The following is a 17,562-nucleotide window of genomic DNA, read 5'->3' as shown; positions in this document are numbered from 1 at the left end:
CGATCTTCAGCGAAATAGCGCCAAGCTTAAAGTTATGAAAAGCATTCGATAAATACTCTTTCGATCTGAGCTTAGGGCGCTTTTTGCAACATCCGACCAATCGGGCATAACCATAGAGTTATATGATTCTTTCATAATCTTGCGTGATTAATATAATCAAAAGCGAATTTTCCCGCGAAGACGCTTTATGACCACACGCCGTCAGATCCATTTGTCAGCCTTTCCTATTAAGCGGCCCGGTGGTGCACAGCCATGCGGTGTGGCGCCACCCGCAAACCGTCGGCAATTACCTCGACCCCGAGTACTACACGCGCATCGCCAAGGTCGTGGAAGAAGGCCTGTTCGACTTCCTGTTCTTCGCCGATCGCCTGGCCGTGGGCGACCAGATGGGCGGCTCCCGTGAGTTTGCATTGCGCTATGGCGCCCAGGACGCCACGCGCCTGGACCCGTTGCCGATTCTGTCGTACCTGGTCGGCCAGACCACCCGGCTTGGGCTGGGCGCGACGCGTTCCACCACCTATTACGAACCGGCGCACATCGCCCGCGAATTTGCCACCTTGGACCACCTCTCCAAGGGCCGCGCGGCGTGGAATATCGTCACCTCGATGAATGACAGCGAAGGGCGCCTGTTTGGCAAGGCCAAGCACCTGGAGCATGACCTGCGCTATGACCGTGCCGATGAGTTTGTCGAGGTCGCGCTCAAACTCTGGAACAGCTGGGGCAAGGACGCGCTCAAGCTCGACCGCGAAAGCGGCGTGCTCGCCGACCCGGCATTGATTACCTCTGTGCAACACCAGGGCGAGTGGTTCCGGGTCGAAGGCCCGCTGAATATCCCGCGCTCGCCCCAGGGCCGGCCGGTGCTGATCCAGGCCGGTTCGTCCGGGCGGGGTCGGCGCTTTGGCGCACGGTGGGCCGAGGCGATTTTTACCATTCACCCGCACCTGGCGGCCATGCGGGCCTTTCGCGATGACGTGCGCGCCCAGGTGGTGCAACAAGGCCGCGCCGCCGACAGCTGCAAAATACTCACGGCGGTGATGCCATTTATTGGCGGCAGCGAAGCCGAAGCCCGCGCCAAGCGCGACCAGCACAACGCCCTGGCGCGGCCGGAGCTGGGGCTGGTGACACTGGCTTCGCAATTGAATGTGGACCTGTCGCCGTTTCCGTTGTCGGCCACCTTGGCCGAGGTGGCGCAGTCGCCGCTGATCCACGCGGCGGCCGCTGAAAAGCTGCTGATGCAAGGCTCTGAGCTGAGCCTGGAACAGCTTGGCCGGATCTTCGCCAGCAGCGTGCGCGTGCCGCAACTGGTGGGCACCGGCGCGCAGATCGCCGACCAATTGGCCGAGCTGTTCGAGCAAGGCGGTTGCGACGGCTTTGTGATTTCGCCGGGGTACTTGCCGGGCTCGTTCACCGAATTTGTCGAGAGCGTGATTCCGCACTTGCAGCGCAAGGGCCTGTTCCGCACCGCGTACGAAGGCTCGACGCTGCGTGAGCACCTCGGTCTGGCGGAACTCGCACACTGAATGCACTGAAATGCACTGAATGTGGGAGCTGGCTTGCCTGCGATAGCGGTGGGTCAGTTTGCATCGTTGTTGACTGACACTGCGCTATCGCAGGCAAGCCAGCTCCCACATTAGGGCGGCGGTGTTTTTTATTGGGTATATCAATTTAGAAAGGGAATTGCGCATGGCTGCTTTCGATCACTTGACCCGTCGCCACTTGCTTGGCATGGCCGGTATCTCCCTGGCCGGCCTGGCGCTGCCAAACCTTGGCTTTGCGGCCGACGAGCACGCCGGGCACGGCACGCCTGCGGAACCAGCCGGCACCGGCGAGTTCATCCGCCTTGATGCGCCGCGTAAGCTCAAACTGGCAGTCAACCTCAACGCCGTGTGCCTGGCGCCGGTGGTGATCGCCCACGGCCAGGGCTTTTTCACCAAGCACAACCTCGATGTGGAGCTGGTCAACTTCGGCAATTCCACCGAAGTGCTGCTCGAAGCCATCGCCACCGGCAAGGCGGATGCCGGCATCGGCATGGCGCTGCGCTGGCTCAAGGCGCTGGAACAAGGCTTTGACGTCAAGCTCACGGCCGGCACCCACGGCGGTTGCCTGCGCTTGCTGAGTGTCGCGAACGGTGGCGTGAATAAGCTCGAAGACCTCAAGGGCAAGGCCATCGGCGTCACCGACATGGCCAGCCCCGACCGCAATTTCTTCTCGATCCTGCTGAAAAAGCACGGCGTCGACCCGGTGCGCGACGTCGAATGGCGCCTGTACCCGGCCGACCTGCTGGGCACCGCGCTGGAGCGTGGCGAAGTGCAGGCGGTCAGCGGCAGTGACCCGTTCATGTACCGCCTGATCAAGTCCGGCGTGGCGCGGGAATTGTCCACCAACCTGGTAGAGGAATACGCCAACCTCAGCTGCTGCGTGGTCGGCGTCACCGGCAAGCTGGTCCGTGAAGACAAGCGCGTGGTCGCGGCGCTGACCCAGGCGATTCTGGAGGCCCATGATTATTCCGTGCAGCACCCCGAAGAGGTCGCCAAGGGCTTCCAGGCCTATGCGCTCAATACCACGACAGAAGAAGTGCAGGCGATCCTGCACGACCACACCCACGGTCACCATGCGGTCGGCGCGGCATTGACGCAGGAAATCACCACCTATGTCACCGACCTGAAAACCGTCGAGGTGATCAGCAAGGGCACCGACCCGGTGGAATTCGCCAAGGAGATCACTGCTGATGTCTTCAGTTGATGCAACCACCCTGAACCCAAGCCTGGCCTTCAAGGCCGGCTGGCAGGGCGCAACGGTGGTGGCTGCCTGGGTGGCCGTGGCGCTGTTGATCAGCTATTGGCCCAATGCCGTACGCAATTGGCCAATGACCCAAGGGCTGGCCAATGTGTGCGTGGCGGTGGCTGCGCTGTTCATTGTGTTGAGCGTGCTGGGCCGGCGTTTTTCGCGGCTCGGCCAGCGCCTGAAAAGCGCCGGGCCTTGGCTGATTGCCTTGCCCGTGTTGCTGGGTATCTGGGAGCTGCTCACCGCCAAGCTGGCGCTGCTGCCGGTGCCGTTTTTTGCGCCGCCCCAGGCCTTGCTCGCGGTGTATATCGAAGACTATGCGCGCCTGGCCGACAGCCTGCTGCATTCGGCCTTGCTGCTGGGTTCGGGCGTGGCGTTGGGCGCTGCCACCGGGTTTGTCGCGGGCGTCTCCATCGGCTGGTCCACGCGCATCGGCTATTGGTTGCACCCGGTGCTGCGCATCCTCGGGCCGGTGCCGTCGACGGCATTGCTGCCACTGTGTTTTTTCCTGTTCCCCAGTAGTTGGAGCGCGAGCGTGTTCCTGATCGCGCTGGCCACCTGGTTTCCGGTCACGGTGCTGACCTGGTCCGGTGTGGCGAGTGTCGATAAAGCTTATTACGACGTGGCGCGCACTTTGGGTGCCAGGCCGGGCTTCCTGATTTTCAAAGTAGCGATTCCCGCCGCGTTGCCCCACGTGTTTGTCGGCTTGTTCATGGGCTTGGGCGCCTCGTTTTCGACCTTGGTGGTGGCGGAAATGATGGGGGTTAAATCCGGCATCGGCTGGTACTTGCAGTGGGCCCAGGGCTGGGCCGCCTACGCGAATATGTACGCGGCCTTGTTGATCATGGCGCTGGCGTGTTCGGGGCTGATCACCGGGTTGTTCCTGGTGCGTGACCGCTTGTTGGCCTGGCAGAAAGGAGCGATGAAATGGTAGCGCTGGCACAGGCAGTACAGCCTTCGGCAGGGCTGGCGCTGCGGATTGAAAACCTCAGCCATGGCTTTGCCCTGGACGGCCAGCATTTGCCGGTATTGGAGCGGGTTTCCCTGGAGGTGGCGCCCGGTGAGTTGGTGGCGTTGCTGGGCCCTTCGGGCTGCGGAAAATCCACTTTGCTGCGCCTGGTGGCCGGGTTGGAACCGGCTGACTCCGGCCGTTTGCTCGCCGATGGGCACGCCATCACCGGCCCGGACCCAAGCCGCGTAGTGGTGTTCCAGGACCCGACCCTGTACCCGTGGCGCCGCGTATGGGACAACGTGGCGCTGGGTTTGGAAGCCCAGGGCCTGCTCAAGACCCATTCGGCCAAGGTCGATCAAGCCCTGGAGAAAGTCGGCCTCAGCGCCTTCGCGCGCGCCTACCCTCGGCAACTTTCCGGCGGCATGGCCCAGCGCGTGGCATTGGCCCGTGCGTTGGTCAACCAGCCACGGCTGCTGATCCTGGATGAACCCCTGGGCAAGCTGGACTCGCTGACGCGCATCACCATGCAAAAGGAGCTTATCGACCTGTGGCAGCGTCAGGGCTACACGGCGCTGCTGGTGACTCACGACGTGGAAGAAGCCCTGCTGCTGGCCAACCGAGTGATCGTGTTCAGCGACCGCCCGGCGAAGATCCAGGCGCAGTTGAGCATTGATCGGCCGTACCCTCGGCATCGCGATGATGCTTATCTGGTGGATTTACGCCGGCAGATTCTGGGGTTGTTGGGGTTGGGGGAGAGCTGGTAGCACTCATCCAAACAGCGCCTGGGCGAACGCCTGCGGCGTCGGGCAGGTTCAGCCAAGCCTGCTTGCGGCTGACCCAGCTACTGGTCCATCAACCCGCAAACCACCGGCATTTGCAGAATATGGGCGCCGTTTCTTGCAGGTGTCGGATTGGAATTAAGTGAATGCCGAAATCGTATAAATAACTGTCAGATTTGACAGTTATTTTGAAGTGCTCGATAAGCCAGGATGGAGACCCATTGCTTAACAAGGAAAAGGGTCATGAATATCTCTATCAGAGAATTTGCAGGTTGCTCAGCCGCTATTCTGATTTTGCTTGCCTCTGAAGTTTATGCCGCAGGTTCTGTTTATCGGTGCCATCTTCCGGGCCAGGGAACATACACGGAAATTGGGGCTGTTAATCAGGCCGATGCCCAACAAAAGATGGCCAAAATATCCGGTGTTGAAGCGAGCAAGATCTTATGTGTATCGAAACCCTAAGACCATTTGATGGGGTGTAGAGCCTAACCTTCAAAAACAACTATTCATTTATTGAGCATTCCCATGCTTTGCGTGGGAATGCCGCTAGGGACGCTCTGCGTCCCGCAACGCCACAGTCGCACCGATGCAGTTGCTGACTGCATAGATTTTGACACTGCCAACCCCATGCGTAAGGATCAAACCCGTTTTCGAAAATTGAGTTTCAGCGATGGCGAGAATCCATACGATTTCGCAGATCTGCCAAAGCAATACGGCTTGGAAGTTTTCGAGCTGGCGGGCCTCTACAAAGCGGTCGACGACAAAAGTCGGTAGTTGCACTGGGATGAATTTCGTCGGCACTCCACCTGGCCAGGGATGACGCCGAAGCCAACCTGAAGAAGCTCGCATCCAAGGCCTAGGTGCGCTTAAACCTGCTCCTCGGCCCGCAACTGCACGCTCATGTCATCACAACTTTTTGCCCAGTCACTCAGCCACTGCGGCATGGGCGGTGACGTTTCGGCCAAGCCGAGTTCGCGCACAAAGTCGGCCGGGGGCAGGGTGCCGTTGGCGCAGCGGAACAGCCCGCGCATCACCACCACGCCCACCACTCGGCCCCGGCTGACAAAACGGTGCTCCATCAGGCTCCATTTATGGTCCCAGCCGAGCATGCGGGTGTGTACCTCGAACACTTCGAACAGCTTCAGCTCGCGGCGGAACTTGCCCCAGGTGTCGCCCACGACGGGCAGCGCCTTGTTGCGCAGGGCCACACGGAAAGCGCCGGTACGCAGCACAAAATCCATCCGCGCAACGTCTGCCAGGGTGAAATACCGGCCATTGGTGACATGCCGGTTGATATCCAGATCGAGCGGCCACACGCGCATGCGCACCACCGTGGTGTCCAACGCCTGCACGGGCTTGCGCCAGGGACGACGGAACAACATAAACAGCAATCGAAACCAGAGATTCATACACGTGCCAGGCAGTTGATCAGAAGCCGCACTGTACGGAGCCGGAATCGACTAAGGTAGGTGCGCAAATGACTTATTACATGCGAAAAGCGCAAACAGGTTTTTTATGCACATTACCTTGCTCCTGGCCGATGATTGTTCTGCCGCCAACGCCACCCTGGTCCTGGAAATGCTCAGCGCCGCCAATCTGTTTGCCGACAGCCCACCTTTTGAGGTTGTGGTGGTCTCCCTGGACGGCCAGCCCGTCACCACTTGGAGCGGGCAGTGCATGCAGGTGGCGTGCGCGGCGGCGCAGGTGCGCCGCACCGACTTGGTCCTGATCCCCGGTTTCCTGTTTACCCTCAAGCAGGCCTTGCCCACCTTTCCTGCCTACGGCCCGTGGTTGCGCGAGCAATATGCCCAGGGCGCGGTGCTGGCATCGATGTGCACCGCAGCTTTTTTGCTGGCCGAAAGCGGCCTGTTGCAAGGCTTGCGCGCTACCACCCACTGGGCGTTTGCCGAGCTGTTCCGGCGCCGTTACCCCGACGTGACCCTGGAGGACGCGCAGATCCTGTGTGAAGAAAACCGCGTGATCACCAGCGGTGGTGCCAGCGCGGCGATGGACCTGATGCTGCACCTGATCCGCCGCTTCGGTTCACCAGAGCTTGCGCATACCTGTGGCAAATACCTGCTGATCGACGGCGTGCGTACCGAGCAGTCGGTGTACGCCCTGTGGTCGTTGCCCAAGAACCACGGCGATGGCGAGATTCTGCGGGTGCAGCATTGGCTGGAGCAGCACTTTGCCCAGGCGTTGGTGATTGACGACGTGGCGCGGCGTTTTGGCTTTGGTGTGCGCAATTTCAAGCGGCGTTTCAAGGAAGCAACCGGCTATACGCCCGTGGGCTATGTGCAAACCCTGCGCCTGGAGCGGGCCAAGCAGATGCTGGAGTCCACGCGCATGACCCTCGAAAGCATCACCTACGCGGTGGGGTATGAAGACAGTAATTCATTTCGCCGCCTGTTCCAGCAGCGCGTGGGGATGCTGCCGGCGGCGTATCGCAAAAAATTCCTCACCACGGCCTGAATCAGCGGCGTAGCTGCGCCTGCGCTTCAATGCATTCCACCAGAAACTCCATCACCACTTTCACCGACGCAGAGCGGCGCATATCCGGGTAGACCGTCAGCCAGATATCACGCGCCGGGCCGTCGCTGGGCGTGGGCAACCGCATCAACAGCGGGTCGGTATCGCCCACCAGGGTGGGCAGTACCACTGCGCCGACCTGTGCGCGGGCGGCCATTTGCTGGGTGATCAACTCGCTGGCGGCAAACACCACGGGGCGCGGGCCGCGCAGTTGGTGCAGCCACGCTTGCTGGGGCAGGTGATCGCGGCTGGGGTCGTAGGCGATGAAGGTCCATTGCGCCGCCGGCAAATGTTCGAGCGCAGGCGCGGCGTACAAGCCGAAGCGCACCACCCCGACTTTGCGCCGCACCAAGGCTGCTTCGTCGGGGCGCACGGTGCGCAAGGCGATGTCGGCTTCGCCCTTGTCCAGCGCAGCCAGTTGAGTGGACGGCATCAGCACCAGATTCAGCTGCGGGTAATGGGCGCGTAACCGCGCGAGCTGAGGGGCAATGCAGTGATTGGCGATGGAGGGCGGGCAGCTGACGCGCACTGTGCCGGCCAGTTCGATGGAGGCCACGCGCGACAGGCGCATCACCTGCGTGGCCATGTCGCCCATGCTCGCCGCCACTTGCGCCAAGGCCAGGCCTTGCGCCGTGAGCGGGCGGCTGCGGGGCAGGCGGTCCACCAGTTTTACGCCCAGGGCCTTTTCCAGCGCATCGACCCGGCGCCCGACGGTGGCGTGCTCCACCTGCAACTCGCGGGCGGCGGCCGACAGTGACTGGGTGCGCGCCAGCACGGTGAAGTAGTAGAGGTCCTGCCAGTCGAACATCGGGTTATTTCCGCACAGAGACTGGGAAAGATTGGGGAATATTCCAACCGAATAATCCCTTTTACCATGGCCGCTTCCCAGTGCAAACGGAGTTGTTCCCTGATGAAAGCCATCACCCTGCAAACCTACGGCGGCCCCGATGTCGCCCAACTGCGCCATGATGTGGCCAAACCCCAGGTCACGGCGGGGCATGTGCTGGTCAAGGTGGCCTGCGCCGGGATCAATTTCATGGATATTCATACGCGCCAAGGCAAATACGCTGCGTCGATGACTTACCCGGTGCGGTTGCCCTGCACCTTGGGCATGGAAGGCGCCGGTGTGGTGGTTGAAGTTGGCCCCGGCGTGAAGCATTTGGCCGTGGGCGACCGGGTGGCCTGGTGCATTGCCTGGGGCGCCTATGCCGAATATGCCAACGTGCCCGCCGATAAAGTTGCGCAGATCCCCACGGCGATCCGCTTCGATCAGGCCGCAGCGGCGATGTTTCAGGGTTGCACCGCGCACTACCTGGTTGAGGACGTGGCACGCTTGCAGGCCGGCAGCAGCTGCCTGATTCACGCGGCGTCCGGCAGCATCGGCCAGTTGCTGGTGCAGATGGCACGGCAGTTGGGCGCGACGGTGTTCACCACCGGCAGCAGTGCCGAAAAATGCGCGATTGCCCGGCAACGCGGCGCCCACCAGGCCTGGACCTATGACGGCTTTGCCGATCAGGTGCTGCAAGCCACCGATGGGCGCGGAGTGGATGTGGTGTTTGATTCACTCGGCAAAACCACCTTGCGCGAGAGTTTCCGCGCTTGCCGCACGCGGGGTTTGATCGTCAATTATGGCAACGTGTCGGGTTCGCTGACTGACCTGGACCCGATTGAATTGGGCGAGGCGGGCTCGCTGTTGTTGACCCGACCACGGCTGGCCGACCATATGGCCGACGGGGCGACTGTGCAGCGGCGTGCCAATGCGGTGTTCGCGGCGATGCTGGAAGGGGCGTTGAGCGTCGAGATCGAGGGCCATTACCGCCTGGAGACGGTGCAACAGGTGCACGCACGCATCGAGGCACGCCAGCAGATCGGCAAGGCGGTGTTGTGGGTGGACCGCGACTTGCGCTGATTGGTGGGGTGAGCAGGCTTGATGGTGTGAGTAGGTTTGTTGGGGTGAGTGGGTTTGTTGTGGCTAGCAAGCTTATTGTGGCGAGCAGGCTTGCCCTGCGTTGGGCTGCGAAGCGGCCCCAGTGCGGCTAATGCGATTTTTCAGTTAAACCGCGTGTTCAGGTTTCAGGGCCGCTGCGCGCCCCAACGCAGGGCAAGCCTGCTCGCCACAGGTACTGTGTTAGCCAGAAGTTGGGTGGCTACATGGCCAGATCGCAGGCGAAAAAAAACCGGCTGATCAGGCCGGTTTGGGGTGCCTCGCCAACCGCGAGGGTTATACGTGGTTGCTCTGCAGACGATCCGAACCACCTTCAGCCAGGCCGCGTTCCTGCAGACGATCAGCACCGCCTTCAGCCAGGCCACGTTCCTGCAAACGGTCAGCACCACCTTCAGCCAGGCCGCGTTCCTGCAGACGATCAGCACCGCCTTCAGCCAGGCCACGTTCCTGCAGACGATCAGCACCGCCTTCAGCCAGGCCGCGTTCCTGCAAGCGATCCGCACCGCCTTCAGCCAGGCCACGTTCCTGCAGGCGATCAGCGCCACCTTCGGCTATACGGCGTTCCTGCAGGCGGTCAGCACCATTTTCGGCTACGTGGCTGCCTTGCAGGCGATCCGCGCCGCCTTCAGCGACAACCGGGTGGGCAAAAGCGTTGGCAGCCAGTACCGAGAAAGCGAGGCTAAGCAAGAGTTGGCGTTTCATGGTGGTGTGCTCCGAGAGTTGTAGTTGGGTGTTGCCGGGTATGGGTTTGATGGTACGCGTTGGATTTTTTAAGAGAACTTCATTGCGCTGATGGTGACTATCGACGCCAGCGATGGCCCGTTTTGGCGGGCCATCGTGCAGGCGCTCAAGGCATCTGCGGCAGTTCCTGAGGGCGCAGGTCAAACACCAGCACCTCGGCGTCTTCGCCCTGGCTCAGGCGGATCTGCCGTTCATTGCGCAGCCGTGCGCCGTCGCCTTCCTGCAAGCGTTGGCCATTGAGTTCGACGCTGCCACGGGCCACATGCACGTACACATGGCGGTCCGCCGGCACGTCCAGGGTCGTGGCTTCGTCGCCGTTGAACAGCCCGGCATACACCCGTGCATCCTGGCGAACCTTGAGCGAGCCATCGCTGCCTTCCGGCGAGATGATCAACTGCAAGCGCCCGCGTTTCTGCGCCGCGCTGAAGTGCTCCTGCTGGTAGCGCGGTTCGGCGCCGACCACATTCGGCACAATCCAGATCTGCAGAAAGTGCACGCCATGGCTCTGGCTGTGGTTGAACTCGCTGTGGGCCACGCCGCTGCCGGCGCTCATCAGTTGCACGTCACCAGGGCGGATCACCGAGCCGGTGCCCAGGGTGTCCTTGTGTTCCAGGGCGCCTTCGAGCACATAGGAGAAAATCTCCATGTCGCGGTGCGGGTGCTGGCCGAAGCCCTTGCCGGCGGCGACGCGGTCATCGTTGATCACCAGCAGGTCGGAAAAACCCTGCTCCTTGGGATCCCAGTAGTTGGCGAACGAGAAGGTGTGGAACGACTTCAACCAACCGTGATTGGCGGCGCCGCGTTCCGAGGCTTTGCGAAGGGTCAGCATGATCTTGTCCTCTAGTGAGCGCAGGCTGCGAAATGCAGGGCGCTTGCGTTGAGAAGAAGGTTAATGGTTTTCCATGGATTCATTAATAAGCTGAAAATTGAATTAATGTCGCATTTTAGTTGACAGTGTGGGCGTGCCATAATGCCGTCCCGACTCCCGTTACGATGGACTTGCTCTTCATGAAAACCGTGGCCATGGTGCTGTTTCCAGACTTCCTGCTGCTCGATATGGCCGGGCCGCTGGAGGTGTTTTCCATAGCCAACCGCTACCTGCCGGCGGCGGAGCATTATCGGATCCTGACGATCGGCACTGAGCCCGGCCCGCTGCGCGCCTCCAATGGCGTGCACATGCTTGCCGACCTGCCACTGGACGCTGCCGACGAGGCTTACGACCTTCTATTGGTGCCCGGCGGGCCTGGCGCTTATAACGAATGCCATCCGGCTTTGCTGCCGTGGCTTCGGGCCGCAGCGCCACGGGCACGGCGCTTCGGTTCGATCTGCACTGGCGCCTTTGTGCTGGGGCACGCCGGGCTGCTCGACGGCCACCGCGTCACCACGCACTGGCACTACACCGACCGCCTGATCAAAGGCTTTCCCAAGGCCATCGTCGAGACCGACCGCATTTACTTGCAGGATGGCCGCTTGATTACCTCTGGCGGGGTCACTGCCGGCATCGACCTGGCGCTGTCGATCATCGCCCAGGACCATGGCCGACAGGTGGCGGTCGACGTCGCCAAGGTGTTGCTGGTGGTGATGAAACGCCAGGGTGGTCAGGCGCAGTTCAGCCCGATGACTGCCGCCGTCGCGCCGCTGGAAACCCCGATCACCCGCGTGCAGAACCAGGTGCTGGCGCAGTTGGACCAGCCATTGAGCATCGTGTCCATGGCTGCGCTGGCGGGCATGAGCGCGCGCCATTTTGCGCGGCTGTTCGCTAAAGAGGTGGGGATGACGCCCATGGCCTTTGTGCAAGGCGCACGCATCGACCGTGCCCGGCACCTGCTGGAAAGCACTGACCTGCCGCTCAAGACCGTGGCTTTCCGCGCAGGCTTCGGCAGCGTGCGACATATGCGCTTTCTGTTCAGTGAAAAACTCGGCCTTAACCCCACGCAGTACCGACAGCAGTTCAGTTGACGCCGGAATGTCCGTCTGGCTGCCCTGATTGTCCGTGTCGCTCCCTGTGCCAGCATTGTCCTGTCACGCATAGCTGGCAAGATAGCCCCAGGCCCCTAGAAAGGAGGCGCAGACGCCCAAGGCCGGGTGTTCCAGCGCTGACAGCAGATGAACCATGCACACACGGTGAGCTTCGGCCCCTATACCTTTCATCGCGATCAACGCCTGGTCAGCAAGACCGGGCTGCCGGTGCCATTGGGTGGGCGTGCGCTGGATATCCTCGCGGTGCTGTTGGAGGCGCCGGGGCAATTTGTCAGCAAGGACACCTTGATCGGCCGGGTCTGGCCGAACAGCGTGGTGGAAGACAATAATTTGCGCGTGCACATCGCCGCCCTGCGTCGTGCGCTGGACGGACAACGCTATATCCTCAATGAGCCGCAACGCGGCTACTGTTGCGTGGCGCCGTCACCGGCACCGCAGCCTCGGCACAATCTGGCCGCACGGCTCAGCCCGGTGATCGGCCGCGACGAACTGCTGGGCAGCCTGGTGCGACGCCTGGGCGGCCAACGGCTGATGATGCTCACCGGTTGCGCCGGAATCGGCAAGAGCAGCGTGGCGCTGGCCCTGGCCGAACGGGTGTTGCCGCGTTACCGCGATGGCGTGTGGTGGCTGGACCTGGCAACTGTGCAGGCGCCGACCCGGTTGCTCGACTCTCTGACCGAAACCCTGCACCTGCAACCCTGTGACAGCGCCCATGCGCTGTGCGAGCAATTGGCCGCCCGGCAACTGCTGCTGGTGCTCGACGGTGCCGATCTGTTGCTGGGTGCCTGCCGCCACCTGGTGCATACGCTGCAAGCCAGAGCGCCACAGGTGAGCGTGCTGCTGACCAGCCGCGAAGCCTTGCAGGTGCCCGGCGAATGGGTGCAACACGTGCCCCGGCTGGCGTTGCCGACGCCGACTGACTGGGGCAGTGTCGAGCAGGCCATGAGGTATCCCGCCCTGCAATTGTTCGTGGCACGGGCGTGTGCCGGTCAGCAGGGATTTGTCGTGCGGTCTCAGGACCTGGCGCCGTTGCGCGATATCTGCCGGCGCCTGGACGGCATCCCGCTGGCTCTGGAACTGGCGGCGGCCCAGGTTGAAGTCCTGGGAGTACGCGGGTTGCAAAAGCAGTTACACAAAGGCGTACAGGTGTTGAGACGGGGCCGACGCACGGCGGTCGAGCGCCATCAATCGCTGACGGCAGCGCTGGATTGGACGTATCAACGCCTGAGCCTGCCGCAGCGTTGGCTGTTCCTGCAATTGGCGTTGATCAAAAGCGCGGTGACGTTGCCGGCCTTGACCGAACTGGTGGCCGGTACTGAACTTGCGCATGCCGACCTGGCTTACCTGCTGGCACGTCTGACCGCGACGTCCGCCCTGGCGGTCGAGCCCGGCCCCGGCCCGCGGCGCTATCGCCTGCTCAACAGTGTGCGCAGCTACGCCCTGGCGCAACTGCGCGACCCGTTGCAGGTGGCGCGTTTGCAGCAGGGCTATGAGCATTACCTGGGGCCATTTTCAGGCCGGCCGTTTGTCTTGCAACTGGTCGAGCAGGCTGCGCACGCGGACTAGATCCTGGGTGGCAAAGCCTTCGGTAAATTGCCCATAGACCGAATTCAACCGCTCACGTGCCTCCCGCACACGGCCCTGGCTTTGCCACAGGCGGGCCAGCGAGGTCGCGCAGCGCAGCTCCCAGGCCAGTGCGCCTTGTTCGTGCGCCATGCCCAATGCTTCCTGCAGCAGCGATTCGCGCGTGCGCAGATCGGGCAGGGCCTCGGCGCGCACCCTGAGAATCTCGGCCGTGCACCAACCGGCCGCGCCGTTTCTGGCGCGCTCAAATACCCTGTCATCTACCTGCGTGGCATTGAAGGTCACCCGTATGTCCTGAACCAGCCCCAGGCCTTGCAATGCCTCATGGGGCGCGGTGCCCTCGTAGTGCCGCGCCCAGGTATGGAACAACTGCGCCGAATGTTTCTGTGCGTGTTCCAGCAACAGCGCCAGCAGCGTGTGCGCCGCGTCGCTGTCACCGTTGTAGTGGGCAATCGGTACGCCGGCCAGGGCCAGGGTGTAGCAGATCGAGGTGCCGTGGTTGATCTGCAACGCCAACGCCAGCGCCTGGCTTGCCGTTCGCGCGGCCCGCTCAGGAAACCCGCGCAGCCACAGGATGCGCGCCAGTACCGTCAGCGACGCCACGCTCTGGTCGTATTGCACGCCAAAGCCATGGGTGAAACGGTTGAGATGGCCGCTGTGGGCCATGCGCTGCAGCACTTGTTCGGCATTGTGCAGGGCCAGGACCTGGTCGCCCGCGTAATGCTGGGCCAGTACCCGTAAGCGTTGGGCACTCAAGTCCAGCAGCGGATCGGTGCGCGGGTCGAGGCGGTCGAACTGTATGCTCTGTTGCAGCGCCTCATGGTAGTGGCCGGCACACAGGTTGACCGCCATGTGCCCGGAGATGGCGCGCAACTGGCCCCCATTGTCCTGGAGCGCCTCAGCCAGGCGCCGGGCCGCCACGAATGCAGCGATGGTCTGCGGCGCGCCGCCCAGGGCGTGATAGGACAGGCTGCCCAGTGCCAGTTGCAGTTGCATGGTCAGCTGCGTGCAGGGCGCGTCCGATTGCAGCATCAGCGCCAGGGCCTGGTTTACGTACAGCCCATGTTCGCGCAGCAGCGACAACTCTTGCCACAGGGGCATGGCGCTGACCGTCAGGCGAATGCCCAGCAGGTGCGCGCCGTGTTCGCCCAAGCCCCAGTCGAGGGCGGCGCGGATGTCCTCGCGCAACGGTGCATAACGGTTGATCCACAGCTCGGTGGGGGTGAGTTCCCAGTCCTCCTGCGCCTGGTCCATCAGCGCCAGACAGCGCGCGGCATGGCGCTCGCGTGTGCTGTCGAGTTCTGCCGCGAGGGCGAGCTTTTCCAGGGCATAGCTACGGGTGATATCCAGCAGACGATAGACCATTTCATCATCGCCGGCCTCGACGTTGAGCAGCGACTTGGCCACCAGCTGGCTGATCGAGCCCAGCACTTCGGCCGGTACGATCTGCTCCCCGGCGATTACCGCCGCCGCGCTCGCCAGGCTGAACCCGCCGCGAAACACCGCGAGGCGGCGCAGGCAAATCTGTTCGCAGGTGGTGAGCAGGTCAAAACTCCAATCCAGCGTGGCGCGCAAGGTTTGCTGACGGGGCAGGTCGCTGCGCCGGCCGCGGTTAAGCAGGCGCAGGTTGTCTTCCATTTGCACCAGCAAGCCCGGCAAGCCGAAACGCTCGATCTGCGTGGCGACCAATTCGATTGCCAGGGGAATGCCGTCCAGGCGCTTGCAGATATCAATCGCCAGGGGCAGCTCTGCCTCGCTGAGCTCAAAACTGTCCTGGTGCGACATGGCGCGTTCGATCAGCAGTTGCAACGCCGGGTAGCCGAGGGCCTGAGCGCGGTTGCCGGTGGCGGGTGGGCAGGCCAGCGGCTCCAGGCGCTGCACATACTCTCCCTCGGCGCGCAGGGCTTCGCGGCTGGTGGCCAGAATGTGCAGCTGTGGCGCGTGGCGCAGCAGGGTTTCGCTGATCAGGGCGATGTCGTCCAGCAGGTGTTCGCAATTGTCGATCACCAGCAGCAACTGTCGTGCGTGCAGGTTGCGGGCCAGGCTCAGCAGTGGCTCATGTTCGCTGGGGGCGAGGTCGAGCAGGGCGGCCAGGTTGGGCAGGATCATCGACGGCGTGCTGAGCGCCGCCAGATCCAGCAGGCGAATGCCGTCGCGGTAATGGCCGATCAATAATTCCGCCACGCGCAGCGCCACGGTGGTCTTGCCGATGCCGCCTGCGCCGGTCAGGGTGATGAAGCGTTGCTGCGGCAGTTGCTGCACCAGCGCGTCGATCAATACCTGGCGGCCGATCATCCGCGTACGGCGCAGCGGCAGGTTATGGCCCTGGTTGTGGGGAATACCGTCGATGGCTGTGGTCATCGGTTCGATGCTCAGAGGGGCGACAAAGCTGTAACCGCGCTGGGCGACGGTGACGATATAGCGCTGCCCGGCCTGACCATCGCCCAGAGCCTTGCGCAACGCAGCCACATGCACACGCAGGTTGCCGTCTTCGACTACCGTTTTGGGCCATACCCGCGTGATCAGTTCCTGCTTGCTCACCACATTGCCGGCGTGTTCCAGCAAGATCAGCAAGATTTCTATCGCGGGCCGGCCCAGCCGCAAAGGGCGGCCAGCCTCCAGCACCAGGCGTTGGCGCGGGTGGACACGGTAGGGACCGAAATGCACGGCCTGGTCGCTGAGGTCACTCATGCTGGCCCCCTGTTCTGAAAAAAAGTCCGGCCAGCATATTCCAGGCAGGTGCAGACCACTAGGCTGCAACCCCCTGTGATTTTTGACGAATGTGGTGATTTCGCCAGGTCATCGGGTTCACGCCCTCGCTGCGTGTGAACATATGGCAGAAGTGCGCCTGGTCGCAAAAGCCGCACTCCAGGCTGATTTGGGTCAGGCTCAAGGACGACCCGGTGATCAGTTCCTTGGCCCGCTGAATGCGCTGTTGGCGAATCCACTCCTGGGGCGACAGCCCGGTGGTGCACTTGAATGCACGGGAAAAATGGCTGCGCGACAGCGCACAGGCCTGCGCCAACTCGGCAATCGCCAGGCTTTCGCCGAGGTTGGCGAGGATCAGTTGCTTGGCAATTCGCTCGCGCCGGGGGCACAAGCCACCGGTGACGCCAAAGCGGGGGGCACAGTCATCAAGTCGGGCCATGACAATTATCCGTAGTCGATGGGAGCGATCCCGGTGAATGGATGCAGTGTAGACCGCTGTATTTTTGGCGCCGGGCCGTCTGGCTGGCGAGTTAATCGTTGTTAATTTCGCCAGGTGCGCGCCCGGAAAAGACAGCACAGGCATGCAATCTGCGATCCGCCCGGCGTGCTTACCTGACGGCCTGATAACCGTTTGGATACCGCCATGAACCGCAACGACCTGCGCCGCGTCGACATGAACCTGTTGGTGATTTTCGAGGCGCTGATGTTCGAGAAGAACCTGACCCGGGTCGCCGAAAAGCTCTTCATGGGCCAGCCGGCCGTGAGCGCTGCGCTCGGGCGCCTGCGCGACTTGTTCGACGACCCATTGCTGTTGCGCAACGGGCGCGGCATGGAGCCCACGCCACGGGCGGTGGCCATACTCAAGGAGCTGCAACCGGCGATGGACACCATTTCAGGCGCAGTCAGCCGCGCCAAGGATTTCGACCCTTCCACCAGTTGCGCGGTGTTTCGTATCGGCCTGTCCGACGATGCCGAGTTCGGTCTGTTCCCGCCGTTGCTCAGCCAGCTGCGCGAAGAGGCACCGGGGATCATCGTGGTGGTGCGCCGCGCCAATTACCTGTTGATGTCCTCGTTGCTGGCCAGTGGCGAGATTTCCGTGGGCGTCAGCTACACCACCGAACTGCCGGCGAATGCCAAGCGCAAGAAGCTGCGGGACATTCCCTGCAAGGTACTGCGCGGCGACGACGGCGCGGCGCCGTTGACACTGGATGACTACTGCACGCGGCCCCACGCGATGGTGTCGTTTTCGGGGGACTTGAGCGGCAATATCGACCTTGACCTGGCCCGCATCGGCCGGGCGCGCAGGGTGGTGCTGGCGGTGCCGCAATTCAGCGGTTTGCGCGCCCTGCTGGCGGGCACGCAAATCATCGCCACAGTGCCCGACTACGCCGCCTGTGCCTTGACCGAAGGCACCGTGCTGCGCGCCGAGAACCCGCCGTTCGCGATTGAAGCCTCGGAATTGTCGATGGTGTGGAGCGGCGTACACGACAACGACCCGGCGGAGCGCTGGTTGCGCTCGCGCATCAGTGAGCATATGGCGCGGATGGCGTGAGCGCGCC

Annotated in this window: 15 protein-coding genes and 1 pseudogene; 11 read left to right on the top strand and 5 right to left on the bottom strand. The window is 62.7% G+C overall.

What is annotated here, in order from left to right; translation table 11 throughout:
* Positions 1 to 187: 187 nt before the first annotated feature.
* The 5 genes and pseudogenes from QF043_RS17265 (at position 188) to QF043_RS17245 (ending at position 4,977) form a co-directional block, all read left to right on the top strand.
* A pseudogene (locus tag QF043_RS17265) lies at positions 188 to 1,520 on the top strand (LLM class flavin-dependent oxidoreductase).
* Positions 1,521 to 1,683: 163 nt separating this feature from the next.
* Positions 1,684 to 2,742, top strand: coding sequence for an ABC transporter substrate-binding protein (locus tag QF043_RS17260; protein WP_307419494.1), 1,059 nt, complete (start codon positions 1,684 to 1,686; stop codon positions 2,740 to 2,742).
* On the top strand, positions 2,729 to 3,718 hold the full coding sequence (locus QF043_RS17255) for an ABC transporter permease (protein ID WP_307419492.1): 990 nt from the start codon (positions 2,729 to 2,731) through the stop codon (positions 3,716 to 3,718). Before QF043_RS17260 ends, QF043_RS17255 begins: the two co-directional genes overlap by 14 nt.
* Entirely contained in the window at positions 3,712 to 4,500 is a 789-nt protein-coding gene (locus tag QF043_RS17250; RefSeq protein WP_307419491.1) for an ABC transporter ATP-binding protein, read from the top strand. The genes QF043_RS17255 and QF043_RS17250 overlap by 7 nt, the downstream gene beginning before the upstream one ends.
* Positions 4,501 to 4,758: 258 nt before the next feature.
* Positions 4,759 to 4,977 (top strand): hypothetical protein, encoded by a 219-nt coding sequence (locus QF043_RS17245; protein WP_307419490.1) that lies wholly within the window; start codon positions 4,759 to 4,761, stop codon positions 4,975 to 4,977.
* 404 nt (positions 4,978 to 5,381) lie between these two features.
* On the opposite strand, the gene QF043_RS17240 is transcribed toward QF043_RS17245, so the two are convergent.
* Positions 5,382 to 5,924, bottom strand: a complete 543-nt coding sequence (locus QF043_RS17240) for an acyl-CoA thioesterase (protein WP_307419488.1) — start codon at positions 5,922 to 5,924, stop codon at positions 5,382 to 5,384.
* Between the two features lie 106 nt (positions 5,925 to 6,030).
* Between QF043_RS17240 and QF043_RS17235 the strand changes: the two genes are divergently transcribed.
* Complete coding sequence (locus QF043_RS17235; protein WP_307419487.1) at positions 6,031 to 6,987, top strand: GlxA family transcriptional regulator; 957 nt, start codon at positions 6,031 to 6,033, stop codon at positions 6,985 to 6,987.
* Position 6,988: 1 nt separating this feature from the next.
* On the opposite strand, the gene QF043_RS17230 is transcribed toward QF043_RS17235, so the two are convergent.
* Entirely contained in the window at positions 6,989 to 7,852 is an 864-nt protein-coding gene (locus tag QF043_RS17230) for a LysR family transcriptional regulator (protein ID WP_307419486.1), read from the bottom strand.
* Between the two features lie 102 nt (positions 7,853 to 7,954).
* On the opposite strand from QF043_RS17230, the gene QF043_RS17225 reads away from it, so the two are divergent.
* Both QF043_RS17225 and QF043_RS30805 read left to right on the top strand, forming a co-directional pair.
* Complete coding sequence (locus QF043_RS17225) at positions 7,955 to 8,953, top strand: quinone oxidoreductase (RefSeq protein ID WP_307419485.1); 999 nt, start codon at positions 7,955 to 7,957, stop codon at positions 8,951 to 8,953.
* 318 nt (positions 8,954 to 9,271) lie between these two features.
* Positions 9,272 to 9,715 carry a hypothetical protein gene (locus QF043_RS30805; RefSeq protein WP_373460706.1) on the top strand — a complete coding sequence of 148 codons (444 nt, stop codon included), beginning with the start codon at positions 9,272 to 9,274 and terminating at the stop codon, positions 9,713 to 9,715.
* A gap of 121 nt (positions 9,716 to 9,836) precedes the next feature.
* Here QF043_RS30805 and QF043_RS17215 read toward each other — a convergent pair whose 3' ends face one another.
* A complete protein-coding gene (locus QF043_RS17215; RefSeq protein ID WP_307419483.1) occupies positions 9,837 to 10,559 on the bottom strand; it encodes a pirin family protein in 723 nt (240 codons plus the stop codon).
* Between the two features lie 179 nt (positions 10,560 to 10,738).
* Here QF043_RS17215 and QF043_RS17210 point away from each other — a divergent pair, with 179 nt between their 5' ends.
* Together QF043_RS17210 and QF043_RS17205 are read left to right on the top strand one after the other, a co-directional pair.
* Entirely contained in the window at positions 10,739 to 11,689 is a 951-nt protein-coding gene (locus tag QF043_RS17210; protein WP_307419482.1) for a GlxA family transcriptional regulator, read from the top strand.
* A 147-nt stretch (positions 11,690 to 11,836) separates the two neighbouring features.
* Positions 11,837 to 13,276 carry a winged helix-turn-helix domain-containing protein gene (locus QF043_RS17205; RefSeq protein ID WP_307419481.1) on the top strand — a complete coding sequence of 480 codons (1,440 nt, stop codon included), beginning with the start codon at positions 11,837 to 11,839 and terminating at the stop codon, positions 13,274 to 13,276.
* Here the strand turns inward: QF043_RS17205 and QF043_RS17200 are convergent.
* Positions 13,223 to 15,985, bottom strand: coding sequence for a winged helix-turn-helix domain-containing protein (locus tag QF043_RS17200; RefSeq protein WP_307419479.1), 2,763 nt, complete (start codon positions 15,983 to 15,985; stop codon positions 13,223 to 13,225). The genes QF043_RS17205 and QF043_RS17200 overlap by 54 nt on opposite strands.
* A 58-nt stretch (positions 15,986 to 16,043) precedes the next feature.
* Positions 16,044 to 16,442, bottom strand: coding sequence for a helix-turn-helix domain-containing protein (locus QF043_RS17195; RefSeq protein WP_305459318.1), 399 nt, complete (start codon positions 16,440 to 16,442; stop codon positions 16,044 to 16,046).
* Positions 16,443 to 16,646: 204 nt separating this feature from the next.
* Here QF043_RS17195 and QF043_RS17190 point away from each other — a divergent pair, with 204 nt between their 5' ends.
* Positions 16,647 to 17,555 (top strand): LysR substrate-binding domain-containing protein, encoded by a 909-nt coding sequence (locus QF043_RS17190; protein ID WP_307419478.1) that lies wholly within the window; start codon positions 16,647 to 16,649, stop codon positions 17,553 to 17,555.
* Positions 17,556 to 17,562: the final 7 nt, after the last annotated feature.

Source organism: Pseudomonas sp. W3I7 (genome assembly GCF_030816095.1).
In the GTDB taxonomy this organism is placed as follows: domain Bacteria; phylum Pseudomonadota; class Gammaproteobacteria; order Pseudomonadales; family Pseudomonadaceae; genus Aquipseudomonas; species Aquipseudomonas salomonii.
The sequence above is the reverse complement of the archived record's forward strand: the minus strand, read 5'-3'. Positions and strand labels throughout refer to the sequence as shown.

Coding starts and splice junctions, on each gene's coding strand:
- QF043_RS17260 (WP_307419494.1), top strand. CDS start 1,684: ATGGCTGCTTTCGATCACTTGACCCGTCGCCACTTGCTTGGCATGGCC.
- QF043_RS17255 (WP_307419492.1), top strand. CDS start 2,729: ATGTCTTCAGTTGATGCAACCACCCTGAACCCAAGCCTGGCCTTCAAG.
- QF043_RS17250 (WP_307419491.1), top strand. CDS start 3,712: ATGGTAGCGCTGGCACAGGCAGTACAGCCTTCGGCAGGGCTGGCGCTG.
- QF043_RS17245 (WP_307419490.1), top strand. CDS start 4,759: ATGAATATCTCTATCAGAGAATTTGCAGGTTGCTCAGCCGCTATTCTG.
- QF043_RS17240 (WP_307419488.1), bottom strand. CDS start 5,924: ATGAATCTCTGGTTTCGATTGCTGTTTATGTTGTTCCGTCGTCCCTGG.
- QF043_RS17235 (WP_307419487.1), top strand. CDS start 6,031: ATGCACATTACCTTGCTCCTGGCCGATGATTGTTCTGCCGCCAACGCC.
- QF043_RS17230 (WP_307419486.1), bottom strand. CDS start 7,852: ATGTTCGACTGGCAGGACCTCTACTACTTCACCGTGCTGGCGCGCACC.
- QF043_RS17225 (WP_307419485.1), top strand. CDS start 7,955: ATGAAAGCCATCACCCTGCAAACCTACGGCGGCCCCGATGTCGCCCAA.
- QF043_RS17215 (WP_307419483.1), bottom strand. CDS start 10,559: ATGCTGACCCTTCGCAAAGCCTCGGAACGCGGCGCCGCCAATCACGGT.
- QF043_RS17210 (WP_307419482.1), top strand. CDS start 10,739: ATGAAAACCGTGGCCATGGTGCTGTTTCCAGACTTCCTGCTGCTCGAT.
- QF043_RS17205 (WP_307419481.1), top strand. CDS start 11,837: ATGAACCATGCACACACGGTGAGCTTCGGCCCCTATACCTTTCATCGC.
- QF043_RS17200 (WP_307419479.1), bottom strand. CDS start 15,985: ATGAGTGACCTCAGCGACCAGGCCGTGCATTTCGGTCCCTACCGTGTC.
- QF043_RS17195 (WP_305459318.1), bottom strand. CDS start 16,442: ATGGCCCGACTTGATGACTGTGCCCCCCGCTTTGGCGTCACCGGTGGC.
- QF043_RS17190 (WP_307419478.1), top strand. CDS start 16,647: ATGAACCGCAACGACCTGCGCCGCGTCGACATGAACCTGTTGGTGATT.